16 protein-coding genes, 2 pseudogenes and 1 other annotated feature are annotated in these 17,843 nt (G+C 54.5%); of the genes and pseudogenes, 11 read left to right on the forward strand and 7 right to left on the reverse strand.

Annotation, left to right across the window (positions count from 1 at the left end):
* Window positions 1-52 precede the first annotated feature (52 nt).
* From rluB to rnm, 3 genes are all read right to left on the reverse strand, one after another.
* Window positions 53-928 (reverse strand): 23S rRNA pseudouridine(2605) synthase RluB, encoded by an 876-nt coding sequence (rluB, locus tag QQZ17_RS19090; protein ID WP_043000531.1) that lies wholly within the window; start codon window positions 926-928, stop codon window positions 53-55.
* Between the two features lie 100 nt (window positions 929-1,028).
* Window positions 1,029-1,649 carry an L-threonylcarbamoyladenylate synthase gene (locus tag QQZ17_RS19095; protein WP_152404366.1) on the reverse strand — a complete coding sequence of 207 codons (621 nt, stop codon included), beginning with the start codon at window positions 1,647-1,649 and terminating at the stop codon, window positions 1,029-1,031.
* Window positions 1,646-2,527: an RNase RNM gene (gene rnm, locus QQZ17_RS19100; RefSeq protein WP_152404364.1), complete on the reverse strand. Its 882-nt coding sequence runs from the start codon at window positions 2,525-2,527 to the stop codon at window positions 1,646-1,648. Before rnm ends, QQZ17_RS19095 begins: the two co-directional genes overlap by 4 nt.
* 158 nt (window positions 2,528-2,685) lie before the next feature.
* Window positions 2,686-2,780 (forward strand) — a sequence feature (Trp leader region).
* A 23-nt stretch (window positions 2,781-2,803) separates the two neighbouring features.
* Here rnm and QQZ17_RS19105 point away from each other — a divergent pair.
* From QQZ17_RS19105 to trpA, 5 genes are read left to right on the forward strand one after another with little or no spacing between them, the layout of a single operon-like run.
* The gene (locus QQZ17_RS19105) at window positions 2,804-4,366 is read left to right on the forward strand and encodes an anthranilate synthase component 1 (protein WP_152404362.1); all 1,563 of its coding nucleotides are present in this window, start codon (window positions 2,804-2,806) and stop codon (window positions 4,364-4,366) included.
* Window positions 4,366-5,961 (forward strand): bifunctional anthranilate synthase glutamate amidotransferase component TrpG/anthranilate phosphoribosyltransferase TrpD, encoded by a 1,596-nt coding sequence (trpD, locus tag QQZ17_RS19110; RefSeq protein ID WP_042318656.1) that lies wholly within the window; start codon window positions 4,366-4,368, stop codon window positions 5,959-5,961. Before QQZ17_RS19105 ends, trpD begins: the two co-directional genes overlap by 1 nt.
* A 3-nt stretch (window positions 5,962-5,964) precedes the next feature.
* Window positions 5,965-7,323: a bifunctional indole-3-glycerol-phosphate synthase TrpC/phosphoribosylanthranilate isomerase TrpF gene (trpCF, locus tag QQZ17_RS19115; protein WP_152406319.1), complete on the forward strand. Its 1,359-nt coding sequence runs from the start codon at window positions 5,965-5,967 to the stop codon at window positions 7,321-7,323.
* Window positions 7,324-7,333: 10 nt separating this feature from the next.
* Window positions 7,334-8,527, forward strand: coding sequence for a tryptophan synthase subunit beta (gene trpB / locus QQZ17_RS19120; RefSeq protein WP_152404360.1), 1,194 nt, complete (start codon window positions 7,334-7,336; stop codon window positions 8,525-8,527).
* Window positions 8,527-9,333: a tryptophan synthase subunit alpha gene (gene trpA, locus QQZ17_RS19125; RefSeq protein ID WP_152404358.1), complete on the forward strand. Its 807-nt coding sequence runs from the start codon at window positions 8,527-8,529 to the stop codon at window positions 9,331-9,333. Before trpB ends, trpA begins: the two co-directional genes overlap by 1 nt.
* Before the next feature lie 33 nt (window positions 9,334-9,366).
* Here the strand turns inward: trpA and QQZ17_RS19130 are convergent.
* Both QQZ17_RS19130 and ompW read right to left on the reverse strand, forming a co-directional pair.
* Window positions 9,367-10,833, reverse strand: a pseudogene (locus QQZ17_RS19130) (GGDEF domain-containing protein).
* Window positions 10,834-11,104: 271 nt separating this feature from the next.
* Window positions 11,105-11,758, reverse strand: coding sequence for an outer membrane protein OmpW (gene ompW / locus QQZ17_RS19135; RefSeq protein WP_152404356.1), 654 nt, complete (start codon window positions 11,756-11,758; stop codon window positions 11,105-11,107).
* 252 nt (window positions 11,759-12,010) lie between these two features.
* On the opposite strand from ompW, the pseudogene QQZ17_RS19140 reads away from it, so the two are divergent.
* The 5 genes and pseudogenes from QQZ17_RS19140 to yciA form a co-directional block, all read left to right on the forward strand.
* Window positions 12,011-12,088, forward strand: a pseudogene (locus tag QQZ17_RS19140) (YkgJ family cysteine cluster protein); the annotation flags it as partial.
* A gap of 28 nt (window positions 12,089-12,116) precedes the next feature.
* Window positions 12,117-12,860, forward strand: coding sequence for a YciC family protein (locus QQZ17_RS19145; RefSeq protein ID WP_152404354.1), 744 nt, complete (start codon window positions 12,117-12,119; stop codon window positions 12,858-12,860).
* A gap of 55 nt (window positions 12,861-12,915) precedes the next feature.
* Entirely contained in the window at window positions 12,916-13,455 is a 540-nt protein-coding gene (locus QQZ17_RS19150; protein WP_046481035.1) for a septation protein A, read from the forward strand.
* Between the two features lie 176 nt (window positions 13,456-13,631).
* Window positions 13,632-15,818, forward strand: a complete 2,187-nt coding sequence (locus tag QQZ17_RS19155) for a TonB-dependent siderophore receptor (RefSeq protein WP_152404352.1) — start codon at window positions 13,632-13,634, stop codon at window positions 15,816-15,818.
* A gap of 99 nt (window positions 15,819-15,917) precedes the next feature.
* Window positions 15,918-16,316 (forward strand): acyl-CoA thioester hydrolase YciA, encoded by a 399-nt coding sequence (gene yciA / locus QQZ17_RS19160; RefSeq protein ID WP_152404351.1) that lies wholly within the window; start codon window positions 15,918-15,920, stop codon window positions 16,314-16,316.
* A 49-nt stretch (window positions 16,317-16,365) separates the two neighbouring features.
* Here the strand turns inward: yciA and tonB are convergent, their stop codons facing one another.
* Entirely contained in the window at window positions 16,366-17,076 is a 711-nt protein-coding gene (gene tonB, locus QQZ17_RS19165) for a TonB system transport protein TonB (RefSeq protein WP_152406318.1), read from the reverse strand.
* Window positions 17,077-17,288: 212 nt separating this feature from the next.
* Here tonB and QQZ17_RS19170 point away from each other — a divergent pair, with 212 nt between their 5' ends.
* Window positions 17,289-17,585, forward strand: a complete 297-nt coding sequence (locus QQZ17_RS19170; protein WP_046481037.1) for a YciI family protein — start codon at window positions 17,289-17,291, stop codon at window positions 17,583-17,585.
* Window positions 17,586-17,626: 41 nt separating this feature from the next.
* On the opposite strand, the gene QQZ17_RS19175 is transcribed toward QQZ17_RS19170, so the two are convergent.
* On the reverse strand, window positions 17,627-17,800 hold the full coding sequence (locus QQZ17_RS19175) for a YciY family protein (RefSeq protein ID WP_152404349.1): 174 nt from the start codon (window positions 17,798-17,800) through the stop codon (window positions 17,627-17,629).
* Window positions 17,801-17,843 lie beyond the last annotated feature (43 nt).

The raw sequence follows: 17,843 nt of genomic DNA on the forward strand, positions 1-17,843 counted from the left end.
CGGCACCGCGCAATTGCCTGATGGCGCTACGCTTATCAGGCCTACAAAAGCGTTAACCGTTGTTATTGCGACCGCCAGCACGGCGACCGCCGCTCACCTGGCTGTGACGTTTCACCGCACGACGAATCTGATTCGCCTTCATGCGACGACGATCTTTCTCCACCGCCACTTTCGAGGTGGTTTCCGGCTCCAGTTCTACCAGTTCGCGCAGATAGTTGGTCTGCGCGAGATCCAGTTCCGTCCAGCCGCCGCGCGGCAGGCCTTTCGGCAGCGGAATATCACCATAGCGCACGCGGATCAGGCGGCTTACCTGCACGCCAACGGCTTCCCACAGGCGACGCACTTCACGGTTGCGCCCTTCGGTCAGGGTGACGTTGTACCACTGGTTGATCCCTTCACCACCGCTGAACTTGATGGTTTTAAACGCCGCCGGGCCATCTTCCAGTTGAACACCACGGCTCAGATCGCGCAGTTTAGCGTCGTCGACCTGGCCAAAGACGCGCACCGCGTATTCACGTTCAACTTCACGGCTCGGGTGCATCAAACGGTTCGCCAGTTCACCATCGGTGGTAAACAACAGCAGACCGCAGGTATTGACGTCCAGACGCCCTACCGCAATCCAGCGCGCGCCGCGCAGTTTCGGTAAGCGATCGAAGACGGTAGGACGACCTTCCGGATCGTTACGCGTACACAGTTCGCCTTCCGGCTTGTAATAGGCCAGAACGCGACAAATTTGTTCCGCCGACTCTTTCACCGAAATCAGGTGACCGTCGATACGAATTTTCAGACCGGGCGTCACTTCAACGCGATCGCCAAGCGTGGCGATTTTGCCGTCTACACTGACGCGACCTGCTGCAATGATGGATTCAATTTCACGGCGGGAGCCGTGGCCAGCACGCGCCAGCACTTTCTGTAACTTTTCGCTCATAGAGCTTCCTTTAGCTGTCGCCTTCACAGGCGTCGAACAGGAGAATCAACGGCGCTTCTCAGCGCCATTTTAAGGCCGCGTAGTATACAGAGTTGCGCCCTTATAAGAAAGGTTTAACGTCTCCGACACCTTCGCGCAAGACAACCGGGGAATCATCCGTTAAATCGATCACCGTCGTCGGCTGTTGGCCCAGATAGCCGCCGTGAATAATCAGGTCCACCTGTTTTTCCAGTCGGTCTTTAATTTCTTCCGGATCGGATTCGGTAAAATCACTGCCCGGCAACATCAGCGAGGTGGAGAGCATTGGCTCGCCCAGCGACTGCAACAGTTCAAGCGCGATCGGGTTCGACGGCACACGCAGACCGATGGTCTTACGTTTTTCCTGCAACAACCGACGCGGCACCTCTTTCGTCCCTTTCAGAATGAAAGTGTAATTGCCTGGCGTATTGTTCTTGATCAGACGAAAAGCCACGTTGTCGACAAACGAATAGGTCGACAGTTCGGACAAGTCGCGACACATCAGGGTGAAGTTGTGCCCATCCGGTAACTGGCGAATGCGGCAAATCCGCTCCATCGCGCCTTTGTCTTCAATTTTACAACCGAGCGCGTAACCGGAATCGGTTGGATACACAATCACCCCGCCCTTACGCACAATCTCAACCGCCTGGTTGATCAGGCGCTGCTGTGGGTTATCAGGATGGATATAAAAAAACTGGCTCATACTTCCCTCACTGTGGTGTTCTGCGGCTGCTCCCACGTCTGCCAGACGCCTTCAACGCCTGCCGGCAGCCAGAGCTTGCGGCCCAACTCGATCCACGGACAAGGCTGATGAAAATCAGATCCTTGCGATGCCCATAGCTGATGCTGGCGGGCAAGCGTGGCCAGTTGCGTGCGCTCATTGGGGGACTGTTGACACTGCGCAACTTCCATCGCATCACCGTGATGTTGCGCAAAATACGCCACCAGCCTTTTCAGCCACTTAGCGCTAAGATCGTACCGACCTGGATGAGCCAGTACGGCCTTACCGCCAGAATGATGAATGACATCAATAGCTTGTTCTATTGTACACCACTGTGGCGGAACGTATCCTGTTTTCCCGCGCGCGAGATACTTTTTAAAGACATCCGCCATGGTGGTCGCTTTGCCACACTCCACCAGGTAACGGGCAAAATGACCGCGGGTAACCGCACCGCCGTCGGCCAGGCGCAATGCGCCTTCCCACGCGCCAGTGATATGCGCTTTTTCCAGTCGGTCGGCGATGAGCCGCGCACGCTGCTGCCGTCGTTCCGTCTGTTGCGCCAGAAACGCGCACATCGCCGGATTTTCAATGTCGATGTTCAGACCCACAATATGAATTTCGTGATTCTCCCAGACCGTTGAGATCTCAACGCCGGGGATCAGGTTCAGCGCCAGGCCAGAACGTGAAATTTCTTCGCTTGCCGCAGGAATAGCGGCTGTGGTGTCATGGTCGGTAATCGCCAGCGTGCCAACGCGCATCTCGACGGCGCGGTGAACTAACGCTTCTGGCGTCAGTCGTCCATCGGATGCCGTTGTATGACTGTGCAGGTCATAAATCACTGCATAATTCGTGTCGCTCAAGGCGAACTCCCGTCTCTCAAAAATAATCTTTCCTGCGCATCATAACGGTTCCAGCAAATTTACTGAAATCAGGTGTTGACAATAACCCACCGAACTAGTTAACTAGTACGAAAGTTCACAAGCAAAAGGGTATCGAAATGAAAGCAACATTTGTTCTGCACGGTGGGTGGCGCACTTCCTGATTTCGGGCAGTGTATTTCGCGTGTAGATCGCCACCAGATACCCGGCCCGCCAACAGAGCGGGCTTTTTTTTGAACAAAATTAATGAGAACAACAATGCAGACATCAAAACCGACACTCGAACTCATTACCTGCGATGCCGCCTATCGTAAAAACCCGACGGAGTTGTTCCATCAGGTTTGCGGCGATCGTCCGGCAACGCTGCTGCTGGAATCGGCAGATATCGACAGCAAAGACGATCTCAAAAGCCTGTTGCTGGTGGATAGCGCGTTGCGCATTACCGCCGTCGGTGACACTGTCACCATTCAGGCCTTAACCGACAACGGTGCAGCGCTGCTGACGCTGCTGGATGCGGCATTGCCTGCCGGTGTTGAGAATGAACATCAGGAGTCGGGACGCGTGCTGCGTTTCCCGGCGGTCAGCCCGTTATTAGACGAGGACGCGCGTCTGTGCGCACTCTCTGTATTTGACGCCTTCCGCCTGCTGCAGGAGCTGGTCAACGTCCCGGCGCAGGAGCGCGAAGCGATGTTCTTCGGCGGCCTGTTTGCTTACGATCTGGTTGCCGGTTTTGAAGATTTACCGCAGCTTGAGGCAGGCAACCGCTGCCCGGACTACTGTTTCTATCTGGCGGAAACGCTGATGGTTATCGACCACCAGAAACAAAGCACCCGTATTCAGGCCAGTCTGTTCAGCGATAACGACGCCGAGAAACAGCGCCTCACCGCGCGACTGGCCCGTCTTAGCCAGCAACTGACGGAACCAGCACCGCCGCTGCCGGTCATTCCTGTGCCGCAGATGCGCTGCGAATGCAATCAGAGCGATGAAGAATTTGGCGCAGTGGTACGCTCAATGCAAAAAGCGATTCGTGCCGGGGAAATTTTCCAGGTCGTCCCGTCACGCCGCTTCTCTCTGCCCTGCCCGTCGCCGCTGGCGGCCTATTATGTGCTGAAGAAAAGCAATCCCAGCCCGTACATGTTCTTTATGCAGGACAATGATTTCACCCTGTTTGGCGCGTCGCCGGAAAGCTCGCTGAAATACGATGCCACCAGCCGTCAGATTGAAATCTACCCGATTGCCGGCACGCGTCCTCGCGGTCGTCGCGCCGACGGTTCGCTGGATCGTGACCTCGACAGCCGCATTGAGCTGGAGATGCGCACCGATCATAAAGAACTTTCCGAACACCTGATGCTGGTTGACCTGGCGCGTAACGATCTCGCCCGCATCTGTACGCCGGGCAGCCGCTATGTGGCTGACCTGACCAAGGTTGACCGTTATTCCTACGTCATGCACCTGGTTTCCCGCGTGGTCGGCGAACTGCGCAGCGATCTCGATGTACTGCACGCCTACCGCGCCTGCATGAATATGGGCACGCTCAGCGGCGCACCGAAAGTGCGGGCGATGCAGCTGATTGCTGAAGCCGAAGGTCGCCGACGCGGTAGCTACGGCGGTGCAGTCGGTTACTTCACCGCGCACGGCGATCTGGATACCTGCATTGTTATTCGTTCAGCCCTGGTGGAAGACGGTATCGCCACCGTCCAGGCCGGCGCCGGTATTGTGCTCGATTCTGTTCCCCAGTCCGAAGCCGACGAAACCCGTAATAAAGCGCGCGCGGTCCTGCGTGCCATTGCCACCGCGCACCACGCACAGGAGACTTTCTGATGGCTGATATTCTGCTGCTCGATAACATCGACTCATTTACCTATAACCTGGCAGATCAGCTGCGTACCAACGGTCACAACGTGGTGATTTACCGTAACCATATTCCGGCCCAGACCCTGATTGAGCGTCTGGCAACCATGAAGAACCCGGTTCTGGTCCTTTCTCCCGGCCCTGGCGTGCCCAGTGAAGCGGGCTGTATGCCGGAACTGCTGACGCGCCTGCGCGGTAAGCTGCCGATTATCGGCATCTGCCTGGGACATCAGGCGATTGTCGAAGCCTATGGCGGCTACGTCGGCCAGGCCGGCGAGATCCTGCACGGTAAGGCGTCCAGCATTGAACACGATGGACAGGCGATGTTTGCCGGTCTGACAAATCCGCTGCCGGTTGCACGCTATCATTCACTCATCGGCAGCAACGTTCCCGCAGGCCTGACCATTAACGCCCATTTTAACGGCATGGTGATGGCGGTACGTCACGACGCCGATCGCGTTTGCGGGTTACAGTTCCATCCGGAGTCCATTCTGACCACTCAGGGCGCACGCCTGCTTGAGCAGACGCTGGCCTGGGCGCAGCAGAAGCTGGAGCCGACCAATACGCTGCAGCCGATCCTCGAAAAACTGTATCAGGCGCAAACCCTGAGTCAGCAGGAGAGTCATCAGTTGTTCTCCGCCGTCGTGCGCGGCGAACTGAAGCCGGAACAGTTGGCTGCCGCTCTGGTCAGCATGAAAATTCGCGGTGAACATCCCAATGAAATTGCTGGTGCGGCAACCGCCTTACTGGAAAACGCCGCACCGTTCCCGCGCCCTGACTATCTGTTCGCCGATATTGTCGGTACCGGCGGTGACGGGAGTAACAGCATTAATATCTCAACCGCCAGCGCGTTTGTTGCTGCGGCGTGCGGCCTGAAGGTCGCTAAACACGGCAACCGCAGCGTCTCCAGTAAATCCGGTTCGTCAGACCTGCTGGCCGCCTTCGGCATCAATCTCGATATGAATGCCGACAGATCGCGTCAGGCGCTGGACGACCTGGGCGTCTGCTTCCTGTTTGCACCGAAATACCACACTGGTTTCCGCCACGCGATGCCGGTACGTCAGCAGTTGAAAACCCGTACGCTGTTCAACGTGCTGGGGCCATTGATTAACCCGGCGCACCCGCCGCTGGCGCTGATTGGCGTCTACAGCCCGGAACTGGTTCTGCCGATTGCCGAAACCCTGCGGGTGCTGGGTTACCAGCGTGCTGCGGTCGTGCACAGCGGCGGAATGGATGAAGTCTCCCTGCATGCGCCGACCATTGTGGCGGAGCTGCATGACGGCGAGATCAAAAGCTATCAGTTGACGGCGGACGACTTCGGCCTGACCCCTTACCATCAGGAACAGCTGGCAGGCGGTACGCCGGAAGAAAACCGTGACATTCTGACACGCTTACTACAAGGTAAAGGTGACGCCGCCCACGAGGCTGCCGTTGCCGCAAACGTCGCAATGTTGATGCGACTGCATGGTGAAGAAGATCTCAAGGCTAATGCGCAAACCGTTCTCGAGGTATTGCACAGTGGTTCCGCTTATGACCGAGTCACCGCTCTGGCGGCAAGAGGATAAATGATGCAAACCGTTTTAGCGAAAATCGTCGCAGACAAGGCGATTTGGGTGGAAGCCCGCAAACAGCAACAACCGTTGACCCGTTTTCAGAACGATGTCCAGCCCAGCACGCGTCATTTTTATGATGCCTTACAGGGCGCGCGTACGGCTTTTATTCTGGAGTGCAAGAAAGCCTCTCCATCCAAAGGCGTGATCCGCGATGATTTCGACCCGGCGCGGATTGCCGGAATATACAAACATTACGCCTCCGCCATTTCCGTTCTGACCGACGAGAAGTATTTTCAGGGCAGTTTTGATTTCCTGCCGATCGTGAGCAGCATCGCGCCGCAGCCGATTCTGTGTAAGGACTTTATTATCGACCCTTACCAAATCTACCTTGCGCGCCACTATCAGGCTGACGCCTGCCTGCTGATGCTTTCCGTTCTCGACGACGAGCAGTATCGCCATCTTTCTACCGTAGCGCACAGCCTGAACATGGGCGTGCTAACGGAAGTCAGTAATGAGGCCGAACTGGAGCGCGCCATTGCGCTGGGTGCGAAAGTGGTCGGGATTAACAACCGCGACCTGCGCGACCTGTCGATTGATTTGAATCGTACCCGTCAACTGGCACCGAAACTGGGTCAGGGCGTGACGGTGATTAGCGAGTCGGGGATCAATACCTACGCCCAGATCCGCGAGCTGAGCCACTTTGCCAATGGTTTCCTGATTGGTTCCGCGCTGATGTCCTCTGACGATCTCAACGCCGCAGTGCGTCGCGTTCTGCTTGGCGAGAATAAGGTCTGTGGCCTGACGCGTCCGGAAGATGCCAAAGCCGCCTGCGAATCTGGCGCGATTTATGGCGGACTGATCTTTGTCCCTTCTTCTCCACGCTTTGTCAGCGATGAGCAGGCCCGCGCGGTGCAGTCCGCCGCCCCGCTGCAATACGTCGGCGTGTTCCGCAACCATGATATTGCCGACGTCTGCGAAAAAGCGGTGCAGCTTTCGCTGAAAGCCGTACAACTGCATGGCCGTGAAGATCAGGCGTACGTTGACGCCCTGCGCGCCGCGCTGCCTGAAAACGTACAGATCTGGAAAGCGCTGAGCGTCGGTGACACCCTCCCGGCCCGCGATTATCAGCACGTTAACAAGTACGTGCTGGATAACGGCCAGGGCGGCAGCGGTCAGCGTTTCGACTGGTCGTTACTGCTGGGTCAGTCGCTGGACAATGTGTTACTGGCAGGCGGTCTTGGCGCGGATAACTGCGTCGATGCGGCAAAAACCGGCTGTGCCGGTCTCGATTTTAATTCTGGTGTAGAGTCACAGCCGGGCATCAAAGATGCACGCCTTCTGGCCTCGGTATTTCAGACACTGCGCGCATATTAAGGAAAAGGACATGACAACATTACTCAATCCCTATTTTGGTGAATTCGGTGGCATGTATGTGCCGCAGATTCTGATGCCTGCTCTGCGTCAACTGGAAGACGCGTTCGTCAGTGCGCAAAAAGATCCCGAGTTTCAGGCCCAGTTTACTGACCTGCTGAAGAACTACGCGGGACGTCCCACCGCGCTGACCAAATGTCAGAACATCACCGCCGGAACCCGCACCACGCTGTACCTGAAGCGCGAAGATCTGCTGCACGGCGGCGCACATAAAACTAACCAGGTGTTAGGTCAGGCGTTACTGGCAAAACGCATGGGCAAAACAGAGATTATTGCCGAAACCGGTGCGGGACAGCACGGCGTCGCCTCTGCCCTCGCCAGCGCCCTGCTCGGTCTGAAATGCCGTATCTACATGGGGGCAAAAGACGTTGAGCGCCAGTCGCCGAACGTCTTCCGTATGCGCCTGATGGGTGCCGAAGTGATTCCGGTCTATAGCGGTTCGGCCACGTTGAAAGATGCCTGTAACGAAGCGCTACGCGACTGGTCTGGCAGTTACGAAACCGCGCACTACATGCTGGGTACCGCTGCGGGTCCGCACCCGTTCCCGACCATCGTACGTGAATTCCAGCGCATGATTGGCGAAGAAACCAAAGCGCAGATCCTCGAAAAAGAGGGTCGCCTGCCGGATGCGGTGATCGCCTGCGTGGGCGGCGGTTCTAACGCCATCGGGATGTTTGCCGATTTCATCAATGAACCCGACGTGGGATTGATCGGCGTGGAGCCGGGCGGTCACGGAATTGAAACCGGTGAACACGGTGCGCCGTTGAAGCACGGTCGCGTTGGGATCTATTTCGGCATGAAAGCGCCGATGATGCAGACCGATGAGGGCCAGATCGAGGAATCCTACTCCATCTCCGCGGGTCTCGACTTCCCGTCCGTTGGGCCACAGCATGCGTATCTGAACAGCATCGGGCGCGCCGACTACGTGTCGATCACCGATGACGAGGCGCTGGAAGCGTTTAAAACACTCTGCCTGCACGAAGGCATCATTCCGGCGCTCGAGTCGTCGCACGCCCTGGCCCACGCGCTGAAAATGATGCGCGAGAACCCGGAAAAAGAGCAACTGCTGGTGGTTAACCTTTCCGGACGCGGTGACAAAGACATTTTCACGGTACACGATATTCTGAAAGCGCGAGGGGAAATCTGATGGAACGCTATGAAAGCCTGTTTGCTCAACTCAACGATCGCAAGGAAGGAGCCTTTGTTCCCTTCGTGACCCTCGGCGACCCGGGCGTTGAGCAGTCACTGAAAATTATCGATGCCCTGATTGAGGCGGGTGCGGATGCGCTGGAGTTAGGGATCCCCTTCTCCGATCCGCTCGCCGATGGCCCGACCATTCAGAGCGCCACGCTGCGTGCATTTGCTGCTGGCGTTACGCCGACCCGCTGTTTTGAGATGCTGGCAGCCATCCGTGAAAAACACCCGACCATTCCAATTGGCCTGCTGATGTATGCGAACCTGGTGTTCAGCAAGGGCATTGACGCGTTTTACGCACAGTGTGAAAAGGTCGGCGTCGACTCCGTGCTGGTCGCCGACGTCCCCATTGAAGAGTCTGCGCCATTCCGCCAGGCCGCGCTGCGCCACAACGTTGCGCCGATCTTCATCTGTCCGCCGAATGCCGATGATGACCTGCTGCGCCAGATTGCCTCGCATGGCCGGGGTTATACCTATCTGCTGTCGCGGGCAGGCGTGACTGGCGCTGAAAACCGCGCCGCGCTGCCGCTACATCATCTGGTAGAGAAGCTGAAAGAGTACAATGCAGCACCATCTTTGCAGGGGTTTGGCATTTCGGCACCGGATCAGGTTTCCGCCGCCATTGACGCGGGTGCCGCTGGCGCGATCTCCGGTTCTGCGATCGTCAAAATCATTGAGAAGAACGTTGAGCAACCTGAGCAGATGCTCGCAGAGCTGAAGACATTCGTCAGCGGGTTAAAAGCCGCCACTCGCCGGTAATTTCCCAGGACCGCCAGACACCATCTGGCGGTCTTATCCTTTGGTCTGCTTCATTTTATACATCTCGCCATCCGCAAACTGAATGGCATCATCAATCCCCTCAGTCACTTCTGCTGCGCCCCAGGAAATGGAGAGCGGTACCTGCTTATCCTGCACGATAAACTGATACTCATTGATTTGGCGGGCGATACGTTCTGCGATGGCGACCGCATCGGCAGTTTTCGCATGATACAGCACGATCACAAACTCATCCCCACCGGTACGAATCACCAGATCGTCACTGGTACGGGTGTTGGACAACATCCGGTTGGCAATGACCTGTAGCGCTCTGTCGCCAGCAACATGCCCCCAGGTATCGTTAATCGCTTTGAATTTATTGCAATCAACCAGTACCACCGAACTGTTTGAGAGATCCCGCCGCTTGATGATGTCGAGAATTTTACGGTTGAAGCAGCCCGTCAACGAGTCGATGTAGATTTTCAGATCGCTCTCATTCAGCCAGGATTTTAATCCCATCATGATCAGCACAAAGAAGAACGGAGCCATCAGGATCAGCAGTCCCGCCTGGGTGTCATGCATCGCAAACCCGCTGAGCGAGATGGCGTAGTGAATCACATACTTTTCAGAGAGCACCTTAAAACGGATTTCCGGGCGACGCTGACAGTCCCCCGACAGACAAAGCGATTGCTGATTCAGGGTATTCACCAGCGAAACGTTCAACCCGTGCGGCACCTGCCGATCAAAGGCATCGCGTAATGCTTCCTGAAGCTCCGGCCTCGCATGGTCGTAAACCAGATAGCCCACGATATGGTCGGAAATCTCATTGCCGGAGAGGTCATAAATATAGCTCACGACGCTGAAGGCTTTCTCATCCGTGATTTTATCGTCATAAAAATCCGTGGAGCTCAATGCTTTCGTTTTGACACTCTTTTCGAGCAGACGGGTATAAAAATCGACGGGAGGAAGAAAGAAGCTGGAAATATTTCGCGCCATCTTCGACGTGAGATAATCAAACGCTTTAGCATCCGCAGGCGTAAACCAGTAAAAATAGCTCGCATCATCGGCGATAATATAGCGATGAGCATCGAAATTACCCGGATTGAGCGCATTCACCCTGCTGCGAATAAACTCAGCGGCGGCAAACATGCACAGCGCGTTGACGGTCCGCTCACGCGCCACCATCGCTCACGATGCGGAGTGAATGCGTTTGCTGTCGGCGTTAATACCCCAGGCTTCCCCGCGGGGAGTAAATTGTGACATCTCACCGCACTGGCCGGCGGTTTTAATCTGCCGGTAGCGCACACCGGTGGCATCCGCGATCATTTCATTATCATTAAAGATATCGAGCATCCGCGTTTGCAGGCGGTTCATCCCTTCATTAACCGCCGCCAGTCGCTGTTCATAGATAATGAACAGGAAAAGCGACGTAAAAAGCAGCGTGATCAACGCTGAAATAATAAGTGCCTGTCTGTTTCGTAAACTGTCCTGCACAATTTTCACCAAGGCACCCTGGGCATCAACACGCTGTTATCACTACGGTATTCGATTTTACCTGTGCAGTACAGGTCAGAACGGCTAATCATCCCCTTCTGTCAGATAACCTGCATGGCAGTTGCTCAAGCGTCGCGATTTTTTGTTCCAGCAAAAACGGCGTTAATTTCATGATGCGATACTTACAATGCATGCCTATCAGAAAAGATAGCAGGTCTGTACACGGTGCATAAAAAAAGCGGGCTGAAGGCGCCCGCTTTTAACCGTTGTGACCGTTTTTTTAGAAACGGTAGCCCGCCGAGAACATAAACACCCACGGATCGAGGCGGATATTGTCGTTGTATCGACCTTCAGGCAGCACCGCGCCGTTAGATTTGTATTTGGCTTCGGTATCAATATCCATATACCAAACAGACATGTTAATCAGCCAGTCACGGTTGATGAGGTAATCGAGACCTACCTGGCCTGCCACACCCCATGAATCTTTCAGACTGAGATCGGATAGCCCAGCATCCTGACCGTCGTCATTAAATTTGGTATCGAAGAATGTGGTGTAGTTAACACCAGCACCAATATACGGACGCAGTTTGCTGCTGGAGTCGCCGAAATACCACTGCGCCATCAGGGTTGGCGGCAGATGGTGAACGGTGGCGATATCACCGGTCGCCTGCGTACCCACCTTATGGCGGAATGGCGTTGCCGCCAGCAGTTCAACACCGATGTTATCGGTCGCCATGTAAGTGAATGTCAGACCCAACTGTGTGTTGTTGCTGACGTTAAAGCCACCTAAATGACCTAAAGTCCCGTCCGCGCCTTCCGTCGGTCTTACCGTTGCCGAACCGGCGCGAATGAAGAACTCGCCAGCTTCATGCGCATAAACGCTGCCAGAGAGAAGAGTACTTACTGCCAATGCCGCCACTGTTAACTTTTTCATACCCGCTCCATCGTTATGGTTATAAATGCGTCACGAATATACCTACATTGGAGTAATAAGTGATCTAACCTGGATCACATTAGGCTGCATAATTTAACATTTATTGATCCAGATTAAGTTAGAAGTAGCATTCAAAATCCTGGTTATTCCTGTTCAGATCAATTTTGTAATATTTTCAATCTGAAAGTATTTTCTTATTTTTTGCGGGAACGACGTCATCACGTTGTGGATTTGTTGTTCAAATTACTCTGGCTTTACAAAGATATGCTTTTCCATACACCCCTTGATGCTGCCACTGCACGGTTATCCAGGGTACAATTGCACGCTTAACAACACCTGCAGAACTCAAGGAGAGTGCATGTCTATCACGGCGCAGTCCGTATACCGTGACACCGGGAATTTTTTCCGTAATCAATTTTTAACCATCCTCCTGATCTCGCTACTGTGCGCGCTCATCACGGTGGTATTAGGGCATGCCTTCTCACCCAGCGATGCGCAGATTGCACAGTTGAGTGAAGGGGATAATCTTGCGGGAAGCGTGGGCTTGTTCGAACTGGTGCAAAACATGACGCCGGAACAGCAGCAGATCCTGTTGCGCGCCTCTGCGGCCTCCACGTTTTCAGGACTGATCGGTAATACCGTGATGGCCGGTGGCGTACTGCTGATGATTCAGTTGATTTCAGCGGGTCATCGCGTCAGTGCCCTGCGTGCTATCGGTGCCAGTGCGCCGATTCTGCCGCGCCTGTTCATCCTGATTTTGCTGACGACCTTGCTGGTACAACTCGGGATTATGCTGGTGGTGGTGCCCGGCATCCTGTTGGCTATTCTGCTGGCGCTTGCCCCAATCATGCTGGTGCAGGATAAAATGGGTATATTCACCGCGATGCGCAACAGTATGCGTCTGGCGTGGTCTAATATGCGACTGGTCGCCCCGGCGGTCATGGGCTGGCTGCTGGCAAAAACGCTGTTGCTGCTGTTTGCCTCCAGCTTTGCTGCATTTGACCCTAACGTTGGCGCCGTTATCGCGAATACGTTGAGCAATCTGATCTCCGCCGTATTGCTCATCTACCTGTTTCGTCTGTATATGTTGATTCGCCAATAACCCTGTCTGCGTCGCCGGCAGAAATGCCCGACGCCTTTGATTACGGAATCGAAGAATGAAGCAGTTTCTTGATTTTTTACCGCTGGTTGTCTTCTTTGTCTTTTACAAAGTGTATGACATCTATGCGGCCACCTCGGCGCTCATTGTCGCAACGGCGATCGTGCTCATCTACAGTTGGGTTCGCTATCGTAAAGTTGAGAAAATGGCGCTGATCACCTTTGTGCTGGTTGCCGTGTTCGGTGGTCTGACTATCTTCTTCCATAACGATGAATTTATTAAATGGAAGGTGACCGTAATTTACGGCCTGTTTGCGGGTGCGTTACTGGTAAGCCAGTGGATCATGAAAAAACCGCTGATCCAGCGCATGCTGGGTAAAGAACTGACGCTTCCGCAACCGGTCTGGTCGAAGCTCAACCTCGCGTGGGCTATCTTCTTTATCCTGTGTGGACTTGCCAATATCTACATTGCATTCTGGCTGCCGCAAAATATCTGGGTGAACTTTAAAGTGTTCGGCCTCACTGCACTGACGCTGATCTTTACCCTGCTGAGCGGCGTCTATATCTATCGTCATCTCCCGCAAGAAGACAAATCGTAAACGTCCATCAGACCAGGCCTTCGGGCCTGGTTTTGCTTTCTGCACATTCCCTGCCGTACCTACCCTAAATTGCATGAATCATGAAGATATTATGGAGATTGCCTTCACAATATTGTAATGAGAATGGTTATCATTGATATTCCTTATCGCATTTTTAACAATATGGATGTCAGTTGATGAATACGATAACAAAAATCTCGCCGCGCCCTCTGGCGCTTTTGATTGCCACAGCATTAAGCGGAAATGCATTCGCTGCAGACGAAGTCATGAACGACGGCGAAACGATGGTCGTCCAGGCCACCGCCGAAGAAGCCCTCAAACAACAACCCGGTGTTTCTATCATCACCGCCAAAGACATTGAAAAATCCCCGCCGGTCAACGATCTCTCCGATATCATTCGCACCATGCCAGGCGTGAACCTGACAGGCAACAGCGCCAGCGGGAGCCGGGGCAATAATCGTCAGATTGACATTCGCGGCATGGGGCCGGAAAACACGCTGATCCTGATTGACGGCGTACCGGTCACTTCACGCAATTCCGTACGCTATAGCTGGCGCGGCGAGCGCGATACGCGTGGCGACACGAACTGGGTACCTGCGGAGATGGTCGAACGTATTGAAGTCCTGCGCGGCCCGGCGGCGGCGCGTTACGGTTCTGGTGCGGCAGGCGGCGTGGTAAATATCATCACCAAACAGCCGACGAACGACTGGCATGGCTCGCTGTCTCTTTATACCAATCAGCCTGAGAACAGCAAAGAAGGCGCCACCAAACGTGCGAACTTCAATCTGAGCGGCCCGCTCATTGATGACATTCTCACCATGCGCCTGTACGGCAATATCAATAAAACCGATGCCGATGCGGCGGATATTAATACCCAGCAAAATGGATCCTATGCCGCAGGACGTGAAGGGGTGCGCAATAAAGACATCAACGCCCTGCTCTCCTGGAAACTGACGCCACAGCAAATTGTTGATTTTGACTACAGCTACAGCCGTCAGGGCAATATCTATGCCGGAGATACGCAGTACAGCAACAGCAACGTCAGTCCTGACGGGTTAGTCAGTTCGCTCTATGGTGACGAAACCAACCGGATGTATCGCCAGTCATGGGGGCTGACGCATAACGGCATCTGGGACTGGGGACAGTCTAAATTTGGCGTGTATTACGAAAAAACCAACAATACCCGGATGCAGGAAGGCTCGACCGGTAGAGTGGAAGGGATGATCAATAACACTGAATACGCCACCAGCCGCCTGGAATCTTATCGTTCTTCCGGAGAACTCAACATCCCGCTTTTCTGGCTGGTTGATCAAACCCTGACGCTGGGTGCGGAATGGAACCGTGATGAACTTAACGACCCGGCATCGATGCAGGCTACCAGCGCATCCGGTGTGCAGATTGGCAATGTCTCCGGTGACGCGTCCAGCCGCAGCACCAAAAATAGCGCCACGCTTACCGGTATCTATCTTGAAGATAATATCGAAGCGCGGCCGGGCACAGATATTATTCCGGGGATCCGTTTTGACTATCACGACGAATTTGGCAGCAACTGGAGCCCCAGTCTGAATATGTCGCAGGAACTGGGCAATCTGTTCAAACTGAAAGCCGGGATTGCGCGCGTCTTTAAAGCGCCAAACCTGTACCAATCCAGCGAGGGATATTTGCTCTCCACGCGCGGCAACGGTTGCCCGAATAATATCGCCACTGGCAGCTGTTATCTGCTGGGTAATCCGGATCTGGACCCGGAAATCAGTATCAACAAAGAAATCGGCCTTGAATTTACTTACTCAGGCTGGGATGCGGGAATCACCTGGTTCCGTAACGATTATAAAAACAAGATCGTCTCCGGGACCGATATTATCGGTTACGCTTCCAACGGGAATAATATCCTGCAATGGGAAAATGGCGGCAAAGCGATTGTTGAAGGCCTGGAAGGCAACGTGGTGATTCCGCTGGTACCGGAGACGTTAAACTGGCGCACCAACGCGACGTATATGATCAAATCCGAGAACAAGGACACCGGTAACCCGCTCTCTGTGATCCCCAAATACACCATCAATACCCTGCTCGACTGGCAGGTGAATGATAAGTTGTCCACCCAGTTACAGTGGACGCAGTATGGTCGACAAAAACCACGCGAGTACGCTGAAACGCGTAACGAAACGGGTGCCATGTCGGATAAAGAGATTGGCGCTTATGCGATTGTTGGTCTCGGTGCCAACTACCAGATGACGAAAAACCTGCGTCTGAACGCCGGGATCAGTAACCTGTTCGACAAGCAAATCTATCGTGAAAACGACGGAGCCTCCACGTATAACGAACCCGGGCGCGCTTACTATGCAGGCGTGACGATGTCATTCTAATCTCTCAAACGCCCGCCTCGCGGGCGTTTCCCCTCTGTTCTCCGTGCTAAAATCATAGTAGCATCGCGCCTGAAATTTCTTTCTACAGTCGGTTTTACAATGACAACAACAACTCACGCCCCACAGGGCGAACTGGTTTTACGCACACTGGCTATGCCTGCCGATACCAATGCGAACGGTGATATTTTTGGCGGCTGGCTGATGTCGCAGATGGATATTGGCGGTGCCATTCAGGCCAAGGAGATTGCCCATGGTCGCGTGGTGACCGTCCGCGTGGAAGGAATGAGCTTTCTGCGCCCGGTCGCAGTCGGCGACGTCGTGTGCTGCTATGCCCGCTGCGTGAAGCGTGGGACCACTTCCGTCAGTATCAATATTGAAGTCTGGGTGAAGAAAGTGGCGTCTGAGCCGATTGGCCAGCGCTACAAAGCGACAGAAGCGTTGTTCATCTACGTCGCGGTGGATCCGGACGGTAAACCCCGCCCGCTTCCGGCGCAATAAGCACAAAAAAGCCTCCGCTCTGGAGGCTTCTTTTTTTCCTGCGTCACAATCACTCGATTTGCGTGGTGCCGTTCAGGCGGAAGACAATATTCACGACCAACCCTGAGCCCGGTTTTCCGGCCTCATAGCGCCATCTGCGCATCGCATTTTTCACTTCACGTTCAAACATGTTGGCCGGTTGCGCTGACACGATTTGTACGTTATCTACCCGACCGTCAGACGTGACGTCAAATTTCACTTTTACCCGCCCCTCAATGCGCAATGCCTGGGCTCGCGCCGGATACTGCGGCTGATTGCGCGTCAACGCACGCGGACCTGCCGGAACGCTCACCGTCGGCTTGCTGGTCGCCGGTGCGGTACTGGTCGTCGGACGCGCAGGCGCGGTATTCTCAAACGGTGACGTCTGGCGCGGCTCGGCAGGTTTAACATCACGCTTCGGCTGCTCCTGCACCTTTTTCACCGGCTTCGGTTTTGGCTTAGGTTTAGGCTTCGGCTTCTCGATAATAACCGGAGCCTCTTTAGGCGGTTCGGGAATCGGCTCAGGTTCAGGCTCGACCACCGGTTCCGGCGGCGGCTGAACCGCCTGTGGCGGTTCCAGGTCGGCTGGCGAAACCATCGTTACGGAGATAGGCTGCGCAGGGGCTGGCAGTTCAATAACCTGATGTACTGAGGTATACAAGAGTCCCGCCACTAAAGCGCCATGAATGCCAACGGAAAGTAACGTCGGCCAGGGAAAGCGACGAGGTAAATCAAGGGTCATTGAAGTCATAATCGTTTCAGTTGAAAAACCAGGCCTCGATTTTAAATGCAAATAGCAATCATATTCAATAAGCCATCGACATAAGCGCCATTTTTATCCTGTCAATTCCCTGACAACTGCACGGCCTTAACAAGGTTGTCATCTTTGCGTTGCAGTAAAGAGACCTTTCAAATAACGTATTTAGCACTTTTACCGACCAAGGAGCCCTATCCGTGCTTTATGTCATCTACGCGCAAGATAATCAAAACTCACTTGAAAAGCGTCTTTCCGTCCGCCCCGCTCATCTGGCGCGACTGCAGTTGCTCCACGACGAAGGACGTCTCCTGACCGCGGGCCCAATGCCTGCTGTCGATAGCAACGATCCGGGTGCGGCAGGTTTTACCGGCTCCACGGTTATTGCTGAATTTGACTCACTGGAAGAGGCGAAATCCTGGGCGGAGGCCGACCCCTATGTCGCCGCCGGGGTTTACGCGCAGGTTTCGGTGAAACCCTTCAAGAAGACGTTCTGAAAGACGTGTTCATTGGGCACCGCATGCGGTGCCCTGTTCACTCAGAGGTTGTGGATCGCAAACAACAGCGAATTACGCTGCTGATTCAGGACACACTTTCTGATTGAGTGGATGCGCATATTCCGACGCGACTGCCCCTCAAGCCAACGCGCTTTACGGCGACTGGCCTGACGCAGCATCCGCCAGCGCCCCACTTCCGTTCTACTCCGCTTCATGATACCTACTCTTACAGTGCTAGAATTGGCATTATACCCCCCG

It is taken from the genome of Citrobacter sp. T1.2D-1 (assembly GCF_950098555.1).
GTDB classification, from domain to species: Bacteria; Pseudomonadota; Gammaproteobacteria; order Enterobacterales; family Enterobacteriaceae; genus Citrobacter_A; species Citrobacter_A telavivensis.

Coding starts and splice junctions, on each gene's coding strand:
- QQZ17_RS19145 (WP_152404354.1), top strand. CDS start 12,117: ATGTCTATCACGGCGCAGTCCGTATACCGTGACACCGGGAATTTTTTC.
- QQZ17_RS19105 (WP_152404362.1), top strand. CDS start 2,804: ATGCAGACATCAAAACCGACACTCGAACTCATTACCTGCGATGCCGCC.
- trpB (WP_152404360.1), top strand. CDS start 7,334: ATGACAACATTACTCAATCCCTATTTTGGTGAATTCGGTGGCATGTAT.
- yciA (WP_152404351.1), top strand. CDS start 15,918: ATGACAACAACAACTCACGCCCCACAGGGCGAACTGGTTTTACGCACA.
- tonB (WP_152406318.1), bottom strand. CDS start 17,076: ATGACCCTTGATTTACCTCGTCGCTTTCCCTGGCCGACGTTACTTTCC.
- ompW (WP_152404356.1), bottom strand. CDS start 11,758: ATGAAAAAGTTAACAGTGGCGGCATTGGCAGTAAGTACTCTTCTCTCT.
- QQZ17_RS19155 (WP_152404352.1), top strand. CDS start 13,632: ATGAATACGATAACAAAAATCTCGCCGCGCCCTCTGGCGCTTTTGATT.
- rluB (WP_043000531.1), bottom strand. CDS start 928: ATGAGCGAAAAGTTACAGAAAGTGCTGGCGCGTGCTGGCCACGGCTCC.
- QQZ17_RS19175 (WP_152404349.1), bottom strand. CDS start 17,800: ATGAAGCGGAGTAGAACGGAAGTGGGGCGCTGGCGGATGCTGCGTCAG.
- trpD (WP_042318656.1), top strand. CDS start 4,366: ATGGCTGATATTCTGCTGCTCGATAACATCGACTCATTTACCTATAAC.
- QQZ17_RS19150 (WP_046481035.1), top strand. CDS start 12,916: ATGAAGCAGTTTCTTGATTTTTTACCGCTGGTTGTCTTCTTTGTCTTT.
- trpA (WP_152404358.1), top strand. CDS start 8,527: ATGGAACGCTATGAAAGCCTGTTTGCTCAACTCAACGATCGCAAGGAA.
- trpCF (WP_152406319.1), top strand. CDS start 5,965: ATGCAAACCGTTTTAGCGAAAATCGTCGCAGACAAGGCGATTTGGGTG.
- QQZ17_RS19095 (WP_152404366.1), bottom strand. CDS start 1,649: ATGAGCCAGTTTTTTTATATCCATCCTGATAACCCACAGCAGCGCCTG.